The organism is Alteromonas sp. H02 (assembly GCF_059682525.1).
This window is the reverse complement of record NZ_CM185021.1, coordinates 1,420,539-1,439,295: the sequence shown is the minus strand read 5'-3', so window position 1 is coordinate 1,439,295 and position 18,757 is coordinate 1,420,539. Positions and strand designations below refer to the sequence as shown.

Below are 18,757 nucleotides of genomic sequence, written 5' to 3'. Positions count from 1 at the left end.
GTATATTTTTATTTTTTACAACCTCCGAAAAGGCAGAGATTATGCAGATTTCGCAAAACAGTGTAGTAACCCTGCACTACACCGTAAGCACCGAAGATGGTACCGAGCTTGATTCATCCACCGGTGGAGAGCCATTATCCGCACTGCTTGGCAGTCGCTTTTTAATCAGTGGTCTTGAAGAGGCCCTGCAGGGTAAAGCCGCCGGTGAAAAGTTTGATGTTACCGTTGCTCCGGAAAAAGCTTATGGTGAACGTCTTGATCATCTGGTGCAGGCCGTGCCGGCTTCCATGTTTGAAGGCATGGAAGTAGAGCCTGGCATGCAGTTTCGCGCTACCACCGATGCCGGTGAGCAGTCAGTTATTGTGATTGAGAAAACCGATGACGAAGTGATTATCGACGGCAACCACCCACTGGCAGGTATCGCGTTATCTTTTGAAGTGGAAGTGCTCGATGTTCGTGAGCCCACTGAAGATGAACTGGCCCACGGCCATGTTCACGGCAAAGGCGGCTGCAATCACTAAGCATCGCCATTAGCCTGAAAGGGATAAAGCAAAAAGGAGTGCCACAGCACTCCTTTTTTTGTTGGTCATTATCGGCGTGGGATTAAATCGCTTCGTCGCCCTGTTCAGAGGTACGAATACGAATCGCCTCTTCCACAGAATAGATAAAAATTTTGCCGTCACCAATTTTGCCGGTTTTAGCCGATTTCAGAATGGTTTCTACGGCCAGCTCTACCCGCTCATCATCAAGTACGATTTCAATTTTCACTTTTGGTAAAAAGTCGACCTGGTATTCCGCTCCCCGGTACAGCTCGGTATGGCCTTTCTGACGCCCAAAGCCTTTCACTTCAGTTACCGTCATGCCGGCAATACCCACATCGGCAAGCGCTTCTCTAACGTCATCGAGTTTAAACGGCTTAACGATTGCTTCAATTTTTTTCATCGTCGTTTACTCATCGTAAATAGTAGGAATGGGTACACGTTTATGCTGTGTACGTTTATAAATATACAGTAACTTTTCAGATACTTCTGCTGCAACCGGTTTATTTTCGAGAAAATCATCAATCTGGTCGTAAGTCAGCCCTAATGCCTGTTCGTCGGCTTTCTGTGGCGACAGGGTCTCCAGATCGGCGGTTGGTGCCTTATGAATAATTTTTGCCGGTGCGCCCAGGTGCTCAGCGACCTGACGTACCTGGCGTTTACTTAAGCCGAACAGCGGGGCTAAATCACAGGCTCCATCACCGTATTTGGTGTAAAAGCCGGTAATATTTTCAGCAGAATGGTCGGTGCCCAGCACCAGACCGTCAACCATACCGGCAATTTCATACTGAATAACCATCCGGGTACGGGCTTTAACGTTACCTTTTACAAAGTCCTGCTTGCTCTCATCGGCTGGTAGCAAACCCGCCGCGGTTAATGCCGAACAGGTTTCCTGGTGGATGGCATCAGCTCCCGGCTGCACGTTCACTGCAATAGACTGAGTCGGCTTAATAAAATCGATCGACGCCTGGGCGTCTTCTTCGTCAGCCTGAACATTGTAGGGCAAACGTACCGCTACAAACTGGTACTTTTCATGATGCTCCTGATTGAGCTCATCGATAGCCAGCTGAGCCAGTCGCCCCAGAGTGCAGGAGTCGATACCGCCGCTGATGCCAAGCACCAGGGCATTCATGCCCGACTGTTTGAGTTGTTGCTTAATAAATCCAACCCGACGGGTAACCTCGTACGCCACGTCAATCGATGGCAGTACTTTCATTTCCTCAATAACCGCTTGTTTATCCATTAGATAATCCAGAGTTTTCTATAACTTGTATACAGTCTACGTTAAAAGACGCCATGTTGTCAGCAGGCATTATATCAACTGCTGATGTTGAAGCACTGCGATGCAGAATCAGCCGTACAGCGATACTTAGGTGTTTATTTTCATAAACAATAGAACTGGTTGTACGATAAACTACCATTAGAATCAACTCTATGAAGATGCTCTCTATGCGCCACTCAGGCTATACGCTGATCGAACTCATGATAACCGTTGCAGTGCTAAGTATCATTGCCGGCGTAGTAGTGCCTGGCGCCCGCGGATTCATTAATCATTCTATACTGACCAAAGAAATCAATGAACTGAGCGCATTGGCCCGCCTTGCCCGTTTTAAAGCCATGGAAGAGCAAACCGAGGTGGTTATGTGCCCTTCTTTGGATTATACGAATTGTATCAGTAACTGGACTTACCCGAGCATGGCTTTTTATGATGTCGACGGCAACGGTAAACGTGGCACAAATGAAACCTTACTGAGTTCCACTGAAAAGCTGCATAGCAGTGTTAAAATTAAAGCGCCCTCTCAAGCCCTTGTTTTTGATGCAAGAGGCGGCGCTAATATCACCACTACATTGACGATTTGCGACGACACAAGTAAAGCCGATAAAGCCGTTGGCCTGATTATTAATGGGTACGGTAAAATCGCCATCGCCCAGGACTCCGATGACGATGGTGTTAATGAGAACCATGCTGGTTCTGCATTAACCTGTAGTTAAAATCTTTAGCAAGACCAGCAGTATTCGCTGCTGCCAATACTGCCGTCACTATTCTGATCCCAGGCTTTGCGCCCATCACTGAATATATATAACGTACCATCACCCGCCTGAGGACTGCCGCTTACCGGCACCGCGCGTAGTTCATAGCTATTACCATCAGCACTCACGGCATGAATAGTAAGCGTGTACTTTTTCTTGGCTGCGGGTTCAGTAGATGGTGAGTAGGCCGTAAAAACCACTGGCGACCCGGTGTTACCGCTACCTGTGGCCGCACCGTTATAACTGAAAGTTGTTGCATAATGGCGTTCCATTGCCGAGGCAAAACCCATCAGGTCAGCCTGAGCCGTACTGCGGTTAGCACTAATCATCATTGACTGGTACGACGGGTATCCCACTGCGGCGATAATACCTACAATGACCACCGCGATCATAACTTCGATTAAAGTAAACCCTGATGGTTTGGTCATAACTATTATTGCTCCACTTCGGTTGACCAGCTACCACGCATTACCCGCTGATAGCGGCCAAATATATTCTGACTCAGGCATTCAAAGTCTGAAGCACAGGCCTCCGGATTACCATCTTCATCCACGGGTACTACCGCCGATACACATTCGGTACCCAGGCAGATTGTAGGATTGGTAGCATCCTCTATGAGGATCTTAGTATCAGGGGCAATACCGGTTTGCGTCAACGTTGCAAAGCGATCATCTTCACCCAATTCGTCATCACCATTCAGATCGCCCACCGCATTACCATCAACAAGGTTTACCAGATATGCCCGGCTGTTCCCCGCCGGAGGTGCACAGGCGCTGGTGCTGCTCGACGCAGGCACGTAACTGGTAAAGAAGACCTTGTAATTAACAATAACCGGCGAAGAGAGAATTTTTTCGCCGGAAGTTTGCATTTTTAAGAACCATCCCTGTTTACTCTTATACTCCGTGATAGCTAGTTCTCTGGTTGAATCATTACTGTGGGTCAGACTATGACTGGTGGCATCGAACAAGTCGTTTTCGGTGATCGTAGTCGGAAAAGTAAAGTCGCCATTGGTATCAGGCGTGAATACACCGGTATCCTTAATCATGTAAAATCGATCGTTGACCACATTATCCAGCGGATTGGCCCGCCAGCCACTGCCAACCACTACGGCGTAAAAGTTACTGCTACCAAGCGCCACTTCAGCTACATCCACTCCATAGTAGAAATGGCGGTTGTCAGAATTCCCCGTGCCAGCTAAATCTGCAATGCGCTGACCTTTAATGAAGTCGCTGCCAGATTCGCCGTTATAAACATCAAATCGGAATATCTGGCCTCCCATATCCGTAGCGTATAAGTGGTCTGCATAGCCATCACTGTCGCGATCAATAGCTGCGACATGACCAGGGATAGAGTATTGCATTTCACTCAGGTTCAGGTCAGCACCACTATCAGATGCTTGCCATAGTAAGGCCCCGGTATCAGCATTAAAAATCATCACGGCGTTGCCTACCGCATCAGCGGTTTTAACCTGATTTGTGTCCTGGGTTTCATCATAGCCACCACCGACTATCATTACGTTATAGGATGTTCCACCCATATTCATTTTGGTAATGATCGGTCGTGACCAGGTTTGCCCAAGTTTATCCAGCCCGGTGCTGCCGCCTTCTATTTTAAACACCAAAGAAGGAGATGTTTTGCTAGTGATATCGAATACGTAATAATCGCGACCACCGCGGCGCATACCTACATACAGATATTTTTTATTATTAAACTCTCGCAACACCATGTGACCATCCAAACCATAAATATGACGATAGCTGGAGTTATCCTGATAAAAGTCCTTGATATTGGATAGCAGGGATTTAGGCGTAACTGAATAATATTCAGTACCGGTTTCTGCATCAAAGGCATGCAGGAAACCGTGGTTGGTAGCAATAAATATCACTGAATCATTATTGCCATAATTAACAATCACTGGTTGCGAGTGGATAGGGTCACCCATTTGCAAACGGGATTCGGTGATATTTCCATCGCCATCATAGTCTTTGATGTCTACGCCTCGCGTCCATTTGAGCAGTATCTCACGCAGCCCCTGCGGATCGGCTTCACCATCGGTGTCCATGATAGCAGTAGTAATTGCACTGTTATTTTCATGCACCTGATTAGCACCCGATACGATACTCCCAGGGCCGTCAAAAAAGTACACATTTCGGGTTAATGGCAACAGTGAGGCAGCGCCCCCTTCGCGAACATCCGCGCCGTCCTGAAACAGCGACCAGTAACTGTGTGAGCTATCGGCAAAGAAACCGGTATTGGTATCAATGGCAGCCAGGCCATTTTGGTCGTATACCGTATCACCGGAAATCCGATATTTTTTCAGATTTCCCGGCCATAAGGTACCCTCAGCCGGTTTAAACAGCGCATAGTAGAGCTCATCCTGGTGAGTCAGACGGTTTAGCTGGTTTACCGCTACTCCTGGAGAAACGAAGGTCGCGTTCACATCTTTAACGGCCCTTAAGATGGTCTCGAAGGCGTTCAGCAGATCGGTGGAATTATTAGCTGTATAAAAACCGCCGCCACTTTGCAGTGCCAGTCGATAAAGGAAGTTATTAGCATTGTTATTTGCCGCGAAGCCGATGGTATGCGTAGTGACCTTTGGGCCAATGACGGAGGTTGCCGATTTACTGATATTCGAGACCAAATCCAAACCGCAATACTCACCGGAAGACGCGTTCTGGCAATTGCTGTTAAGTAAAGCCTGGATCTTTGCTGAACTGTGGTTGTTATTCGCTTCACCATCAGACAACAGCACAATATGGTTATTGGTCTGACACTGTAAATCTGTCACCGGGCTGATGTACTCTGCACCACTGGGTATATATTCATCGATACAATCGTAATCACTGAGGTTTTCCGGATCGCAGCCATAGGGAAGTACTGAGTCAGCGCCTGTATAAGCATCGCGATGGCTCACACGGGTACTGCGGCGCACACTCGAGGAGACCGATGAGTTACCCCGGGTTAAACCATAATCCACTTGTCGGCCGCCATAATACAAGGCCGCTTCGTAAAGGGTATCAACAATGGGGGTTAAACCGTTGGCCGACAGGTCATCGACCTGACTGATAAGCAAGTCCCGAACCGAAAGACTGCTGCCGGCAGAGGCATTACCGTTAAATTCAATATAAAGCCTGGGCGCCCGGGAAGGTTTGCCGCTATATGAGTAGGCACCCCGTAATTCGTCAAAATCACTCAGCACGAATCCCAGTGCATTGCCCGCCTGCCAGCCACTGCGGCCAACAATACCATTGATTATGCTACTCAGATCTCCGGTCTGATACGTCCTGTTTCGTCTGAAGTCAGGAATACTCCAGGTGACGCCGCCGGTTTTGGCAATATTCTTTAAGTCGTAGCGGTTATGATTTCTAAAATTGCTAAGGTCGTCCTGATCTATTCCTCTGATAAGCATAGTGGCACCATTTCTGGTGTCCGTATCATAAGCGGTAAATTCAAGGTAGGCATTGGTCACTGTCGCGCCCTGAGGGATATTAACATCAGTGAAACGCAATCCTATATAGCTATTCGAGCTATCCCGGAATGTTAGCTCACGACCGGTAGATTCCCAGCCATTAGTGGCTTCTTCCACATTGTCATAGGAGTCTGCAATCTGATACTGAGCTTCCCCTGCTACACAACCAGTAGCCGACGTTTGATCGTAAGAGATAACCAACTGCGGAGCGGTACCGGTACCATCATCATAGGCCATGACCCGACGGTTGCTGGAGGTACTGGTACCTTCACCGTTGATCAACACAGTCAGCGCGTTGTTGCCACACCAGCTACTCTGGTCAATGATTTCCTGAATGACCGGTGCAATATCCGGCGAACTAACATCATCTCCCCCGGAAGGAAAATCATTATCTGTACTCCAGTCAATCACTGCAGCAGTTTGCGTTTTACTGCTTATGGAACCGCTGGCACTGGAAAGCGCTGAACTGTCACCGGTTAACTCACCAGCAATAGTGATATTGGTACTGGCAATATTGTACTGGGCTGAGGTAAATTTAAGGTACGCCGAAGTAATGCTGGCACCGCGCGGAATATTGAGATCTTCAAAGCGAAAGGCTGAGGTTACCGGCGATGTGGAAAAGCTCAGGATGATTTCATCTGTATTGGTATATACTGATGATGATATTTCATAGCCATCATTGGCAGACGCATTGGTTGAGCTACTTAACTGGGCATCAATGGATTGATCAATATTCGTGGTAGGGTAAAGAATCGGCCCGCCGTGATCGGAAAACCGCATCAAACCAGCATTGATATTGGTCGCCGAAGCTAGGGCATCCTTCAATGCATTTTGTACCCGTAACATTCGCGACTCGGAACCACCATCCTTGCTTCCCATACTGCCTGACGTATCCATAATAAACAGCACATTAGGGTTGTAAGTTTGCGCGGCATTAGATGTGCCAAGGAAGATATCAAGGTCATCGCCGGTAGCATGTTGTGCTACGGCACATAAAAAAAGGCTGGCTAACCAGGCTGGTGATACTCGTTTCATTATTGTGCCTCCGATGAAGGACCAAATACGGCAACTGTCAGTGAGTTCGCGGTGATGGTTCGTTTGCCATCAATCTGTCCACATCCGCGCACGACAAAAACGTGGCAGCGTAATCCGCCGCTGCCAATAACATTACTGGAGCCCCGACAAGGCTTTTCCTGCACAAACGCGGTGCGTGACCAACTGGTAACATCAGGCTGAGTATGGAAGTTGCCGGTGGCGGTATTTTGCTGACCTTTTGTTAATCCGCTGCTGGTCAGTTGGCGATTGATCCAATCCGTATCATTGACACACTCCAGGGTATCAGTTTGCGGATCAAACGTGAGGCCCTGACGCGCCGCAGTGAGGGGGTCATCCAGATTGACGTTAGACAATACAATCTGATCCTCAGATTCAAATACCACGCCTGCAATTGCCGCTTCAGCGGCATCAAAGGTAAGCCCCTGAGCCTGCACAGAGTTGGCCATCTTAGTTTGCGACAAACTGGTGCTGACCGCCGCTACCCCTAGCAGGGTTACGCAAAGTAGCATGATTAGCGCAAATACCAGCACCATGCCCTGTTGTTGCTGTTTCATAACACGGCACTCCCTACATAATTAAGACTATTTCGTAGCGCGACTGAAACTGTAAACACCTGGTAGTAATGCTGCTGATCCAGAGTTACCGGGGCCTCAGAAAGTAACCTGACCTTTTCGTTTGCGATATTTTGCAGATTGATGGGGGCGCTCTTGAGTAATAACGCCAGGCGGATCGCTACAACTTGTTGATTTGCCAGGCGAGCATTACCGAGTTCGCTGGCATCCACATAGGTCTCTACCCGACCGTCATTGCCTGTAACATCTGCTGATAGCCCGTATTCAACTTGCATGTTATCCACACCATCAAGCAATACCACTGCTGCACTGGGGGTAGGGTTGCCACTGAATCCACGCAAATAACGCCCGTTATAACCGATGCATTTTAGCTGGCCGTTCTCAACAAAATAATGGTTTACAACATGCAGATGCTCTGGGGCAGTGGCATTAAACGGGTTGCCTGTACAATCCTGTTCAGCTAACAAGTTGACCACCAGTCCATCACTTGCACTTCCTGCCCCCTCAGTACTACCCAGCGTCGCCATAGCCGGATAATCATTGGCGATAGCCACGGGCTGACGCAAAACAAAACTGGACTCCAGCACCAGATCCGTAGAATCTTCGATGCGGGTTGTATTCATGTCGTAACGACCAACCTCACGCAGTTCATCCTGAATCCGCAAGGTAATGTATCGCCCATACTCCTGCACTTCTGCAATTGCCTGGTTCATTGAATTTGTTGCTCTGGTACTAACAAAAACCTGTATCACGCCCGATAAAATGACCAGCCCTAATACCAGGCTTATCATTAATTCGATCAGGGAAAAGCCAGACTGCTGCTTCACAGGGTAACCTCTTTGATAACACAGGCTCGGTTTGAGTCTGTGTTAAAAGTACACCGACTGTCGTTGGCCACCGTTGACTGCTGGTCACTCTTAACCGGCCAGCTCACGGCAATATTTATCAATGAACCACTCGTACAATCTTTAGCGTCGCCATTGTTGCGGTCATTGCAGCTCACGCTGATACGCATATTCGGATTACTGCCCACCGCCTGACAACTAGCTTCCCAGCCACTGTATTCGGCGATTTCAGCGCTTGTGCAATTCCCGGTTCTGCAATTTGGAATAGTGGCAGGTAAGGTCAGGCAGTAACATTTATAAAGATTACTGTCGTTGCAGCTTAGGGTTTCAAAGTTAAAGAAGTCCGTATTGAAGAAGGCATCATCAACTTCCCAGCCATCGTCGGACTGCGCCGGTTGCGCAGCGCTGACCATTTGTTCTGAGACATAGCGGGCAACCAGTTCTGCCTGACTTCGGCTGGCAGCCTGCACATTGTTAAAAGTGCCGGTAAACTGCAGGGATGCCACGCCCAGCAAACCAATCGTCAGCACAAACAGGCTAACCAGGATCTCGATCATACCGACACCGGCGACTTTTTGCAGACTATATAATTTTTGCGGGGGCATGCGCATCATTGACTCCTACCATATGACTCTATACTAACTAACTGCCGGTAAATTTTCCGTAATTTTGGTTACGTGAGTTGGGTAATAGGTATTGTCTGCAATAACAAATTTTAACCATTCCCGGATGTAACTCTATTTACCCTTCTTCAGATCAGGTCACCTGTCAAAGTGTGCAAGATACACTGTAACCTCACGTCAATTAATTGAAAGGAATGAAAAATGACTGCTCGCGAGCACGGATTTTCACTGGTTCAATTACTCATAATCGTAGCAATCGTGGCAATCATTGCCAGCCAGAGCGTGCAAAGCTTCAGTACCATGCTAAAAGCCATTGAATTAAAAGGAGCGGTTCAGTTGGTATATTTTCAGATACAGGCTGCACGACATCAGGCAATCGCCAAGCAACAAGATATTCAGCTAGATATTGTCGATGGTCAGTACTGGTGTATAGGTATTACTGACCAGGCAACCTGCAATTGTCAGAGCTCGCAATCTTGTACCATTGATGGTGTCGAAAAAGTGACCTCATATGACGAATTTCGTTTTGTTCAATTGGCGGCCTCTACTTTTGCCCATAACAACCAGTCACGGTTTTCACCTCCGCGGGGGCTTGCGCAAGGATACGCAGGGTCGGTCACGCTGACTAATGCCGAGCAGGATTTCAAAGTTATCGTGAGCAATACTGGCAGGGTAAGGATTTGTGCGCTTAATCAGGCTATTTCGCACTACCCTAAATGCTGAGTTATGGCGCACTTACGCTGCTATCTATCTGGACCTGGATGTAGTCTGAATAAAACTGATAATATTCATCAGGTGATAAAGGCAGAGTGCTGGCGATCCCGGCATTGCCACCGTAGCTACCTACGTTGATATTCGTAACACCATCCTGGATACCTGTCACTCGACCACGGCTGTAAGTATTGTAGTAGTGATTCACTGGATCGATAACGGTGTCCATAGTCTCGCTAGTGACCGTTGCAATAACCGGGTTATCTGCGTGCCAGCTGGCCAACAGAGTAAGATTGATGTCATAAAATGGCACTATCTGCTGCCATAGCGGATCATTTGCTGCCAGCTTCGCTTGCACCGCGGCAAGGTGAGAGCTTGTCATCCTATCCAAATAAATCCCTCTGGCAATCAGTTGATAATCACCAGGCGGTACCAGTAAGGAACGACTAGCCAGGCTGGATGAAAAAGGTGAATTACTGATTTTGCTAGCCATTAACTCAGTCGTATAAGACCGGTAATCGTCCAGTGCTGTTTGGGTGTCTAAAAAGGATGCTTCAAATGCGACGATATCGACAAGTTGCCAGTCGGGGTAGAGCTCATAGAAGCCGTTAATGCGTTTAAATCGACAATTCTCGATATAGGTGTCGCCGACCTGCGTGGCTTTAGTGAAGTTTCCTCCTCCAACTGAGTCATAGTGACTGTGAGGTAAGCCCCCTTCCAGGCGATAGTAAGCTTCACTGGCAACCATATTCATGTTGTCATGATGGTCCCGACAGCATACATTGCAGTGGGCAGGTTGCTGATTATCGGCCACCACACCGGTATCTTTAATCTCCAGATAACCTGGCGAGTCTACCAACTCGTCTCCTTCAAGTAGCGTCATTGCCGGGGTATAACCATTGCCGCTACCAGCCAGTTTGCATTTGCAGTTAATGGTCAAAAAATCCTCCTGTTTGAGCAATTTGCTGACCTGACCGCTGGAGGCATAGCGAAAAGAAGTCAATTCAACAATTTGGTTACTCCCTTGGTTAATCCTGTCAGGTAACGGTTTGCTGGCTTCCACCCTTTGATTATTGCCAAGACTATAGGATATTACGTCTGGCGCGGTACCTGGTGTGAAAGGCACTTCCGGCTTCGTTTTAACGTTATTTGACTCATTAATTGCATGATAACTGTGCCCTAAGGATACTGGTGCTATATTCCCATCCACTGCAATGGCCATGGTATTACCTTTGGTATCAACCCATTTAACCGTCACCGTCACTTGTTTTTGCGCCGGGGATGGCGGTAATGGCAAGCCATTGCCAAGCAGGGTGGATCTGTCCATCCAGGTGTCGGCAACACCATCACCGGTGGTATCGCTAAAATACTTATCCTCAACCTCCCAGTTACGGGTGAATGAATGCAATTCACCATCGGTGCCGAGCGTGACATCTACCTGTCCAGGATTAATCGTACCACCGACATTATCAGCTATATCATCATAGGCAATCATCCCTGCCGCACTTTCAATAGCTTCAAATTGTCGCAGATCATTAAATTTATTCTGAGCTAATCGCAAGGCTGCATGTCGATAAGCGGTCTGCGCATCACTTCGCATGTATGCAGACTGCAATGACACAACGCCGCTAACGCCAAGCATTATAATCAGTGAAGCAATTAAAACTTCAACCAGTGAGAAGCCGCGAACCTGCATATAACCTCCTAATAATCCCGCCAACTACCGGGCACTCTGGCCAGCCGTTGAAACGCATTGTGCTGTTGTAGCAGGGTCAGGACATCCTGATGATAGGTTGAGTGGTAATAGCCATTCGCGTGACCTAAATCGTGATTCGCAATCATTCCACCAACTACTCTTGCTCCCCCGGCCATATAAATTTCATAATCCATAGCGGTAGTCGGTTTTCTGAATGACACCACCAGCCCGGTAATTATGGAGCCACTGTTCATCGTTAAATCGCCATTGGCAACAACGAGTAGTACCGGGTTAGTATCGTTGCCTAGCGAAGTATTTGCCGTGACGTAACAATGTCCCTCGACCCAGATAAATCCCGATGTTGCCGCTCCCAACGACGTACAAGTCGATAACACTTCGTCAGCTTCATTACGCAGTAATGCCCACTGATTTGCCGGTATATTAAAAATATACTCAAGCAAATCGTCCGGAAAATTAACATCGTTATCCAGAATATCCGGCCCCTGATGAGCGGTTTGAGAATATGGGGCGCTGCTACAGTTGCCTTCCGCAAAGGACTCCTGGTTACAGGTGGTGCCGCTGCCGTTGAGCAAATCCACATCCAAATCGCTCCAGATGGACAAGGGTACTCCTACACCACCACCATCAGGATTGGCAACCACCTCAAAGTTGCCTCCCGCAGCTATGCCGCCGGCCACTACAAGTGGAGCATCCGGTAGATTCGCCACCAGAGGGTAAACCAAAGCTTGTTCTGTGACCGTCACTGCGGACAATCGGTCAGGTGACTGTCCGACTGACTCTAATGTTATTAAGCGCTGTGTTGTAGATTCACGATGTATTTCTTCCCAACTCCCCGCAGTGGTGAAACTGCCCTGCCCTGGCAGGCTCTCGGTAAACTGAGCACCATCCCAGTAAGGCTCTATCGTCAAAATTCCTAAGGCTTTCATTAGTCCGGCCTCTGCACTGTTAAATGCCAAAAGGCGATTTTGTACATTTAAAGTAATCAGGTTTTCAAAGGACTTAACCTGACCGGTATATAAAGTCACCAGAGCTGCCATGGTGAGTAATAAAACAACCGAAGTCAGGACAATTGCCCCTCTCTCAGCCGATAATGTAGTAGTTTTAGCTTTCATAGTTTCTGACCACCACAACGGTTTCATAGGTTCTTGATAATTTATCGTTTGCCGATAGTTCCCCACTAAGAAAAACCGTTACGGATGTGCTGGCAATCCCTTGTTGAATTGTTTGGTTAATGGCAAACCTCAGTGAAGTAACCTTGACTACGCTGCTGTCGGTTAAGTCTTCCCAACCATTACTGGTGCAATCAAGAGAGTTACGTCGGATTTCTACCGTGCCATCAAGGAGTCGGTAACCGAAGTTCTCATTGGGTGAGGCCAGGTCTAGTGTGCCATTGTCGTTACTGTCGTAGCTAAACAATACGCAGCTTTGTGCCGTTTCACCGGGATACTCGCTGATAGAGATAGATTGATTAAATGGCGAGGGATTAGCATCCGGCTGAGAAACCATAGCCTTGGTGTTTCCAGAAAAACCAGTTCTTCGTAAATCTGCGATGATGAGCGCATAAACGTTGCCTAATTCTTCATTAAGCCTGGCACTGTTAAGTAAATTGCCGTTAACTCCCACTCCATAACCCACCAGCGACGACACAGCGGCCAAAGAACCAACTGCCAGCGTCATGGCAATCATAATTTCAATTAAGCTGTACCCGCCCTGGTATCTAACATTCATTTCGCAATAAATCTCTCTGTTGTACTCATCGCACACTGAACTACTCACAGAAGCAGCTTTCTGTGTCTCGTCTGATGACACATTATGCATACTGCTTTAGCTTGTTTCTGCTGGTCTTAAGAATGGTTGTTAGATAGTTGTTAGATAGTCGCCAACCAAACAGTGGCTTTAGGATAAGAGCCGTACGTGCGTTCAGTTGACTGATAGGGCGTAAATTTGGAGTATCAGGTTACGATGAATCAACTGGCTTTACAGGGAACAACTATCTGATGAAAACAACAGGATTTACGCTGATAGAGCTGATGATTGCCGTTGTGATAATGGGTATTCTGGCTGCGATTGCTCTGCCGGCATATCAGGGCCAGGTAAGGGAATCCAGACGGGGAGATGCTCAAACAGCACTGATGCAAATGCATATGAGCCAGGAAAACTACAGGCTGCAAAACATTACCTACGGCGCTGCAGCGGATATCGGAATTCCGGCTTCGGATTTTTACAGTTTCAGTGTAAGTAACGTTAGTGCCACCACGTTTACGCTTACAGCCACGGCGAAAGGAAGTCAGACTAATGATACGGGTTGCACAACCCTGACACTCGACGAATCAATGAATCGCACACCAGCGAATTGCTGGTAACACGGTTTAAGGGGAATTGCTCGCAGACAAGATGCTGCTGCGAGCATAAGAAAAGGAGTTGTTTTAACTTACCTGTTTAACCCGCAGTTCTTTGGGAACGGCAAACTCAATGCTCTCTTCTCGACCGCTTCGTTCACTGGCTTTCACAGCTCCCCAGTCGAGTAAACGCTGGATGACCCGTTTAACCAGTATCTCAGGTGCTGACGCACCAGCAGTAACACCGATATGCTCAACACCATCGAGCCATTCGCGCTGAATACAGTTTTCATCGGCGATCAGATGTGCCTGTGCACCCATTTTGCCCGCCAGCTCGCGCAGACGATTTGAGTTAGAGCTGTTTTGCGCGCCCACTACCAGCAACACCTGGCAATCCTGAGCAAGCTCGCGTACGGCATCCTGGCGGTTTTGCGTGGCGTAACAAATATCGTCTTTACGCGGCCCTTCAATGGCCGGGAAGCGTTCACGCAAGGCGTCGATGACTTCTGCTGTGTCATCTACCGACAAGGTCGTCTGACTGCAGTAATAAAGGGCATTGGGATTTTTCACTTCCAGCGTTTGTACATCGTTACTGGACTCTACCAGGTAGATGCCGCCTTCGGGATTATCATACTGCCCCATGGTGCCTTCCACTTCCGGATGCCCGGCATGACCAATCAAAATACATTCGGTGCCCCGGCGACTGGCGCGCGTGACTTCAAGGTGAACCTTGGTAACCAGCGGACAGGTGGCGTCGAATACTTTCAGGCCACGACGTTCGGCTTCTTTGCGCACGGCCTGCGAGACGCCGTGGGCAGAAAAAATGACGATGTTATCGTCTGGTACTTCATCCAGCTCATCCACAAAAATAGCGCCGCGCTCTTTCAGTCCATCTACCACAAACTTGTTATGCACCACTTCGTGGCGAACATAGATAGGTGGCTGAAAAATTTCCAGCGCCCGTTCAACAATGGTAATGGCTCGGTCTACACCGGCACAAAAGCCACGGGGATTAGCTAAATGAATTTGCATGGTACGCCCTTACTCAAGTCTAAGCGTTGATAACATCAATGATTTCAACATCAAAGATCACGGTTTGTCCAGCCAGCGGATGATTAAAATCCACCGTTACCGAGGTTCCGGCGATGCTGCGAATAATCCCCGGCACTTCACTGCCATCGGGTTGGGCAAAGGCCATGATCATACCTTCTTCCAGGGTCATATCGGCAGCGAAACGGCTTTTATCCATATGATGGACGTTGTCCGGGTTAGGCTGGCCAAAGGCGTCTTCGGGTGCCAGCTCAAAGGATTTTTTATCCCCCGCAGACAGCCCCAGTAAACAGGCTTCAAAATTAGGCGTTAAGCTACCATCGCCCATTACCAGCCTGGCTGGTTTTTTATTTACCCGGGTACTGTCGGCGGCAGAACCGTCTGCCAGTTTAAGGTCAAAATGCATGATGACCTGACTTTTATCGCCAATCACTTTTGATGTTTCGCTCACGGTCACTCTCTCTACGTTCAGGTTAGTTAGCGCTACTGGTTGATGTGTTGTCTTCTTTACTCGTTAGCATGTCCCAGATAAGCAGGGCAGCGCCAATAAAAATAGCGCTGTCGGCCAGATTAAATGCCGGCCAGTGCCAGTCATTTACGTAGAAATCCAGAAAATCGATGACATAACCATGCACAATCCGATCGTACACGTTACCCAGTGCGCCGCCCAGAATAAAACTAAAGGCTATCGGCAGCAGCTTTTGCTGTTTAGGCGTTTGTTTTAGCCACCACAGGATCACGCTACAAACAGCTACCGCAATAGCAGTAAAAAACCAGCGCTGCCAGCCGCCTGAGTCGTGCAGAAAGCTGAATGCGGCACCGTAATTATGCACATAAGTGAAGTTGAAAAACGGTGCCAGCTGGACTGACTCATACAATGCCATGCTGTCCATCACGGCGTACTTACTCCATAAGTCCAGCACTACCGTGATCACGCTTATCCATAAAAAGCGCAGGCCGCTTTGGCTAATAAACTTAGGCATAGTGGCGCGTTTCTCCGTCACCATCAACGTTAGTTACACAGCGGCCGCACAGTTCAGGGTGCTCACTGTGAGAGCCCACATCGTCTCGTACGTGCCAGCAGCGCACGCACTTTTCACCACTGCTTTTCGCTACGCTCACAAACAGCCCTTCCAGTTCGGTTGCACTAGCATCCGCCGGCTTATCGACCAGTGCCGCCACCTCCACACCAGAGGTAAGCAATACGAAGCGCAGTTCATCGGCCAGTTGCTCCAATTGGCCCTTAAGCGTTTCGTCGGCATACAGGGTTACAGAGGCTTCCAGTGAACCGCCCAGCAGCTGTGCTTTACGCGCCTGTTCCAACGCCTGGTTAACTGCGTCTTTAACCACCATTACCTGTTTCCAGTAAGCGTCGTTAAAGGTGTCATCCTGACCAAAGTCATTAAAGCCCTGGTACCAGGTTTCAGTAAACACAAATTTCGCTCTGTCGCCTGGCAATTCCTGCCAGATTTCCTGCGCAGTAAAGCTGGTGATTGGCGCCATCCAGCGTACCAATGCCTCAACAATGTGATACAGCGCAGTCTGGCATGAACGACGTGCAACGCTGTCGGCTTTGGCGGTGTACTGACGATCCTTGATGATATCCAGATAAAAACTGCCCAGCTCAATAGAGCAGAAATGCGACAGTTTCTGCGAGACCAGCAGCATGTCGTATTTTTCATAATCGGCGATGATTTCGGCCTGCAACTGCTTTGCCCGTGACACTACCCAGCGGTCCAGTGCAACCATCTCGGCTTCCGGTACCGCATCAGTTTCAGGGTTAAAGCCATTGAGGTTCGCCAGTAAGAAGCGGGCAGTATTACGCAGACGACGATAGTTGTCGGCCGCACGCTTAAGGATTTCATCGGATACCGCAATTTCACCGCGGTAGTCTGTTGAAGCTACCCACAGGCGCAGAATATCGGCGCCCAGCTTGTTGGTGACTTCCTGCGGCGCGACTACGTTGCCTAATGACTTGGACATTTTCTTGCCCTGAGCGTCAACCGTAAAGCCGTGAGTGAGTACCTGGCGGTAAGGCGCATGACCGTGCATAGCGGTAGAAGTCATCAGTGACGACATAAACCAACCGCGGTGCTGATCGGACCCTTCCAGATATAAATCGGCTTTAGCCGGGATATCGTCACGGCAGTCCACCACGAAGAAGTGGGTAACACCGGAGTCAAACCAGACGTCCAGCGTATCGGTAACTTTATCGTACTGGTCGGCGTCGCTGCCCAACAGTGCAGCATCATCGATATCCCACCAGGCCTGAATGCCGGTTTTCTCTATCTCTGCCGCCACCTTTTCAATCAGGCTGGCCGTTTCCGGGTGTAACTCGCCGCTGACTTTATGGATATACAGCGGGATCGGCACACCCCAGGTACGCTGACGTGAAATACACCAGTCGGGACGGCCTTCTACCATCTTGGTAATACGGTTTTCGCCCCACTCCGGGATCCACTCAGTGCTGCGGATTTGTTCCAGTGACTGCTCGCGCAGACCCAGTTTGTCCATACTGATGAACCACTGTGGCGTAGCACGGAAGATAATCGGCGTTTTATGGCGCCAGCAATGAGGATAGCTGTGCTCAAAGTTCACATTCAGCACCAGGTTGCCACTTTCAGCCAGGGTATCGATGATAGGCTGATTGGCTTTAAATACGTGCATACCGGCAAACAACGGCGTGTTTTCAAGATAAACACCGTTGTTACCTACCGGGTTATAAACCTCAATATCATAGTGCTTACAGACGTTAAAGTCGTCCACACCGTGAGCTGGCGCGGTATGTACACAACCGGTACCCGCGTCAGTAGTCACGTGGTCGCCCAGTACGATTAACGATGTTTTATCGAGGAACGGATGCTGTAATTCAGCTTTATCCAGAGCCTGACCTAAACAGGTAGCCACGGTTTTGTATTCTTCAACGCCATAACGCTGCATGCAGCTTTCTACCAGATCAGTCGCCAGCATTAGCCACTGGGCATCGTCGCCAAATTCAACCAGAGAATACTCAAGTTCAGGATGTAAGCTTACCGCCAGGTTGGCCGGTAAGGTCCATGGTGTGGTAGTCCAGATCACCACGCCGGCTTTATGCGCGGTCAGCTCGTCGCTGCTCAGGCCAAACGCGGAGGCAAACGTATCAACATCTGCCAGCGGGAATTTTACGTCGATAGCCGGTGACATTTTGTCTTTGTATTCCACTTCGGCTTCGGCTAATGCAGAACCACAGTCGGTACACCAGTGAACCGGTTTAAAGCCTTTTTCCAGGTGGCCGGCGTCAATGATTTTGCCCAGCGCGCGAACAATATTCGCCTCGGAATCAAAATCCATGGTTTTGTAGGGCTTCGCCCACTCACCCAGAATGCCCAGACGTTTAAAGTCTGCCATCTGACCGTCGATTTGCTTTTGCGCATAGTCACGGCATTTCTGACGAAACTGCGCAGCGGTGACCTTTTTACCCGGCTTGCCGACTTTCTTTTCTACCATCAGCTCAATAGGCAGACCGTGGCAATCCCAGCCAGGCACATAAGGCGCATCAAAATCAGCTAAGGTTTTGGACTTAACAATAATATCTTTGAGGATTTTGTTAACGGCATGGCCAATGTGAATGTTTCCGTTGGCGTAAGGAGGGCCGTCATGCAGCACAAATGGCGTTTTACCGGCTTTGGCCTGGCGAATCTGCTGATACAAGCCGTCTTTTTCCCAGCTTTTCAACATTTGCGGTTCGCGTTGCGCCAGGTTCCCTCGCATTGGGAAGGCGGTTTCCGGCAAATTCAATGTGGCTTTGTAATCACTCATAGCTATT

The 18,757-nt window shown here is 48.7% G+C and carries 18 protein-coding genes; 4 read left to right on the top strand and 14 right to left on the bottom strand.

Annotated elements, in window-relative coordinates:
- The first annotated feature begins 41 nt into the window (after nt 1-41).
- On the top strand, nt 42-521 hold the full coding sequence (locus AC566Q_RS06535) for an FKBP-type peptidyl-prolyl cis-trans isomerase (RefSeq protein ID WP_105935615.1): 480 nt from the start codon (nt 42-44) through the stop codon (nt 519-521).
- Between the two features lie 82 nt (nt 522-603).
- On the opposite strand, the gene AC566Q_RS06530 is transcribed toward AC566Q_RS06535, so the two are convergent.
- The gene (locus AC566Q_RS06530; protein ID WP_105935614.1) at nt 604-942 is read right to left on the bottom strand and encodes a P-II family nitrogen regulator; all 339 of its coding nucleotides are present in this window, start codon (nt 940-942) and stop codon (nt 604-606) included.
- A 6-nt stretch (nt 943-948) separates the two neighbouring features.
- Entirely contained in the window at nt 949-1,782 is an 834-nt protein-coding gene (gene nadE / locus AC566Q_RS06525) for an NAD(+) synthase (protein WP_499615022.1), read from the bottom strand.
- 191 nt (nt 1,783-1,973) lie between these two features.
- On the opposite strand from nadE, the gene AC566Q_RS06520 reads away from it, so the two are divergent.
- Nucleotides 1,974-2,531: a GspH/FimT family pseudopilin gene (locus AC566Q_RS06520; protein ID WP_499615019.1), complete on the top strand. Its 558-nt coding sequence runs from the start codon at nt 1,974-1,976 to the stop codon at nt 2,529-2,531.
- A gap of 5 nt (nt 2,532-2,536) precedes the next feature.
- On the opposite strand, the gene AC566Q_RS06515 is transcribed toward AC566Q_RS06520, so the two are convergent.
- Genes AC566Q_RS06515 through AC566Q_RS06495 form a run of 5 tightly spaced genes read right to left on the bottom strand, consistent with a single transcriptional unit; the run spans nt 2,537 to nt 9,117 of the window.
- Nucleotides 2,537-2,998, bottom strand: a complete 462-nt coding sequence (locus tag AC566Q_RS06515; RefSeq protein ID WP_105935611.1) for a type IV pilin protein — start codon at nt 2,996-2,998, stop codon at nt 2,537-2,539.
- A gap of 5 nt (nt 2,999-3,003) precedes the next feature.
- A complete protein-coding gene (locus tag AC566Q_RS06510; protein ID WP_499615014.1) occupies nt 3,004-7,074 on the bottom strand; it encodes a PilC/PilY family type IV pilus protein in 4,071 nt (1,356 codons plus the stop codon).
- Entirely contained in the window at nt 7,074-7,649 is a 576-nt protein-coding gene (locus AC566Q_RS06505; protein WP_105935609.1) for a pilus assembly PilX family protein, read from the bottom strand. The genes AC566Q_RS06510 and AC566Q_RS06505 overlap by 1 nt, the downstream gene beginning before the upstream one ends.
- The gene (locus tag AC566Q_RS06500; protein ID WP_499615010.1) at nt 7,646-8,494 is read right to left on the bottom strand and encodes a PilW family protein; all 849 of its coding nucleotides are present in this window, start codon (nt 8,492-8,494) and stop codon (nt 7,646-7,648) included. Before AC566Q_RS06500 ends, AC566Q_RS06505 begins: the two co-directional genes overlap by 4 nt.
- A complete protein-coding gene (locus tag AC566Q_RS06495) occupies nt 8,491-9,117 on the bottom strand; it encodes a pilus assembly protein PilV (RefSeq protein WP_499615007.1) in 627 nt (208 codons plus the stop codon). Before AC566Q_RS06495 ends, AC566Q_RS06500 begins: the two co-directional genes overlap by 4 nt.
- A 219-nt stretch (nt 9,118-9,336) precedes the next feature.
- On the opposite strand from AC566Q_RS06495, the gene AC566Q_RS06490 reads away from it, so the two are divergent.
- Nucleotides 9,337-9,858, top strand: a complete 522-nt coding sequence (locus AC566Q_RS06490; RefSeq protein ID WP_105935606.1) for a GspH/FimT family pseudopilin — start codon at nt 9,337-9,339, stop codon at nt 9,856-9,858.
- Between the two features lies 1 nt (nt 9,859).
- Here AC566Q_RS06490 and AC566Q_RS06485 read toward each other — a convergent pair whose 3' ends face one another.
- From AC566Q_RS06485 to AC566Q_RS06475, 3 genes are read right to left on the bottom strand one after another with little or no spacing between them, the layout of a single operon-like run.
- Nucleotides 9,860-11,542, bottom strand: a complete 1,683-nt coding sequence (locus AC566Q_RS06485) for a PilV family protein (protein ID WP_105935605.1) — start codon at nt 11,540-11,542, stop codon at nt 9,860-9,862.
- 8 nt (nt 11,543-11,550) lie between these two features.
- Nucleotides 11,551-12,675, bottom strand: a complete 1,125-nt coding sequence (locus AC566Q_RS06480) for a pilus assembly PilX N-terminal domain-containing protein (protein ID WP_105935604.1) — start codon at nt 12,673-12,675, stop codon at nt 11,551-11,553.
- On the bottom strand, nt 12,665-13,291 hold the full coding sequence (locus AC566Q_RS06475; RefSeq protein WP_499615004.1) for a hypothetical protein: 627 nt from the start codon (nt 13,289-13,291) through the stop codon (nt 12,665-12,667). Before AC566Q_RS06475 ends, AC566Q_RS06480 begins: the two co-directional genes overlap by 11 nt.
- A 269-nt stretch (nt 13,292-13,560) precedes the next feature.
- Between AC566Q_RS06475 and AC566Q_RS06470 the strand changes: the two genes are divergently transcribed.
- Entirely contained in the window at nt 13,561-13,926 is a 366-nt protein-coding gene (locus AC566Q_RS06470; protein WP_499615003.1) for a type IV pilin protein, read from the top strand.
- A 63-nt stretch (nt 13,927-13,989) separates the two neighbouring features.
- Here AC566Q_RS06470 and ispH read toward each other — a convergent pair whose 3' ends face one another.
- From ispH to ileS, 4 genes are read right to left on the bottom strand one after another with little or no spacing between them, the layout of a single operon-like run.
- On the bottom strand, nt 13,990-14,934 hold the full coding sequence (ispH, locus tag AC566Q_RS06465; RefSeq protein ID WP_499615002.1) for a 4-hydroxy-3-methylbut-2-enyl diphosphate reductase: 945 nt from the start codon (nt 14,932-14,934) through the stop codon (nt 13,990-13,992).
- Nucleotides 14,935-14,953: 19 nt separating this feature from the next.
- Entirely contained in the window at nt 14,954-15,403 is a 450-nt protein-coding gene (gene fkpB / locus AC566Q_RS06460; protein WP_499615000.1) for an FKBP-type peptidyl-prolyl cis-trans isomerase, read from the bottom strand.
- A 22-nt stretch (nt 15,404-15,425) separates the two neighbouring features.
- Nucleotides 15,426-15,935, bottom strand: coding sequence for a signal peptidase II (lspA, locus tag AC566Q_RS06455; RefSeq protein WP_499614998.1), 510 nt, complete (start codon nt 15,933-15,935; stop codon nt 15,426-15,428).
- On the bottom strand, nt 15,928-18,750 hold the full coding sequence (gene ileS / locus AC566Q_RS06450) for an isoleucine--tRNA ligase (protein WP_499614996.1): 2,823 nt from the start codon (nt 18,748-18,750) through the stop codon (nt 15,928-15,930). The genes lspA and ileS overlap by 8 nt, the downstream gene beginning before the upstream one ends.
- Nucleotides 18,751-18,757: the final 7 nt, after the last annotated feature.

Coding starts and splice junctions, on each gene's coding strand:
- AC566Q_RS06535 (WP_105935615.1), top strand. CDS start 42: ATGCAGATTTCGCAAAACAGTGTAGTAACCCTGCACTACACCGTAAGC.
- AC566Q_RS06530 (WP_105935614.1), bottom strand. CDS start 942: ATGAAAAAAATTGAAGCAATCGTTAAGCCGTTTAAACTCGATGACGTT.
- nadE (WP_499615022.1), bottom strand. CDS start 1,782: ATGGATAAACAAGCGGTTATTGAGGAAATGAAAGTACTGCCATCGATT.
- AC566Q_RS06520 (WP_499615019.1), top strand. CDS start 1,974: ATGAAGATGCTCTCTATGCGCCACTCAGGCTATACGCTGATCGAACTC.
- AC566Q_RS06515 (WP_105935611.1), bottom strand. CDS start 2,998: ATGACCAAACCATCAGGGTTTACTTTAATCGAAGTTATGATCGCGGTG.
- AC566Q_RS06510 (WP_499615014.1), bottom strand. CDS start 7,074: ATGAAACGAGTATCACCAGCCTGGTTAGCCAGCCTTTTTTTATGTGCC.
- AC566Q_RS06505 (WP_105935609.1), bottom strand. CDS start 7,649: ATGAAACAGCAACAACAGGGCATGGTGCTGGTATTTGCGCTAATCATG.
- AC566Q_RS06495 (WP_499615007.1), bottom strand. CDS start 9,117: ATGCCCCCGCAAAAATTATATAGTCTGCAAAAAGTCGCCGGTGTCGGT.
- AC566Q_RS06490 (WP_105935606.1), top strand. CDS start 9,337: ATGACTGCTCGCGAGCACGGATTTTCACTGGTTCAATTACTCATAATC.
- AC566Q_RS06485 (WP_105935605.1), bottom strand. CDS start 11,542: ATGCAGGTTCGCGGCTTCTCACTGGTTGAAGTTTTAATTGCTTCACTG.
- AC566Q_RS06480 (WP_105935604.1), bottom strand. CDS start 12,675: ATGAAAGCTAAAACTACTACATTATCGGCTGAGAGAGGGGCAATTGTC.
- AC566Q_RS06475 (WP_499615004.1), bottom strand. CDS start 13,291: ATGAATGTTAGATACCAGGGCGGGTACAGCTTAATTGAAATTATGATT.
- AC566Q_RS06470 (WP_499615003.1), top strand. CDS start 13,561: ATGAAAACAACAGGATTTACGCTGATAGAGCTGATGATTGCCGTTGTG.
- ispH (WP_499615002.1), bottom strand. CDS start 14,934: ATGCAAATTCATTTAGCTAATCCCCGTGGCTTTTGTGCCGGTGTAGAC.
- lspA (WP_499614998.1), bottom strand. CDS start 15,935: ATGCCTAAGTTTATTAGCCAAAGCGGCCTGCGCTTTTTATGGATAAGC.
- ileS (WP_499614996.1), bottom strand. CDS start 18,750: ATGAGTGATTACAAAGCCACATTGAATTTGCCGGAAACCGCCTTCCCA.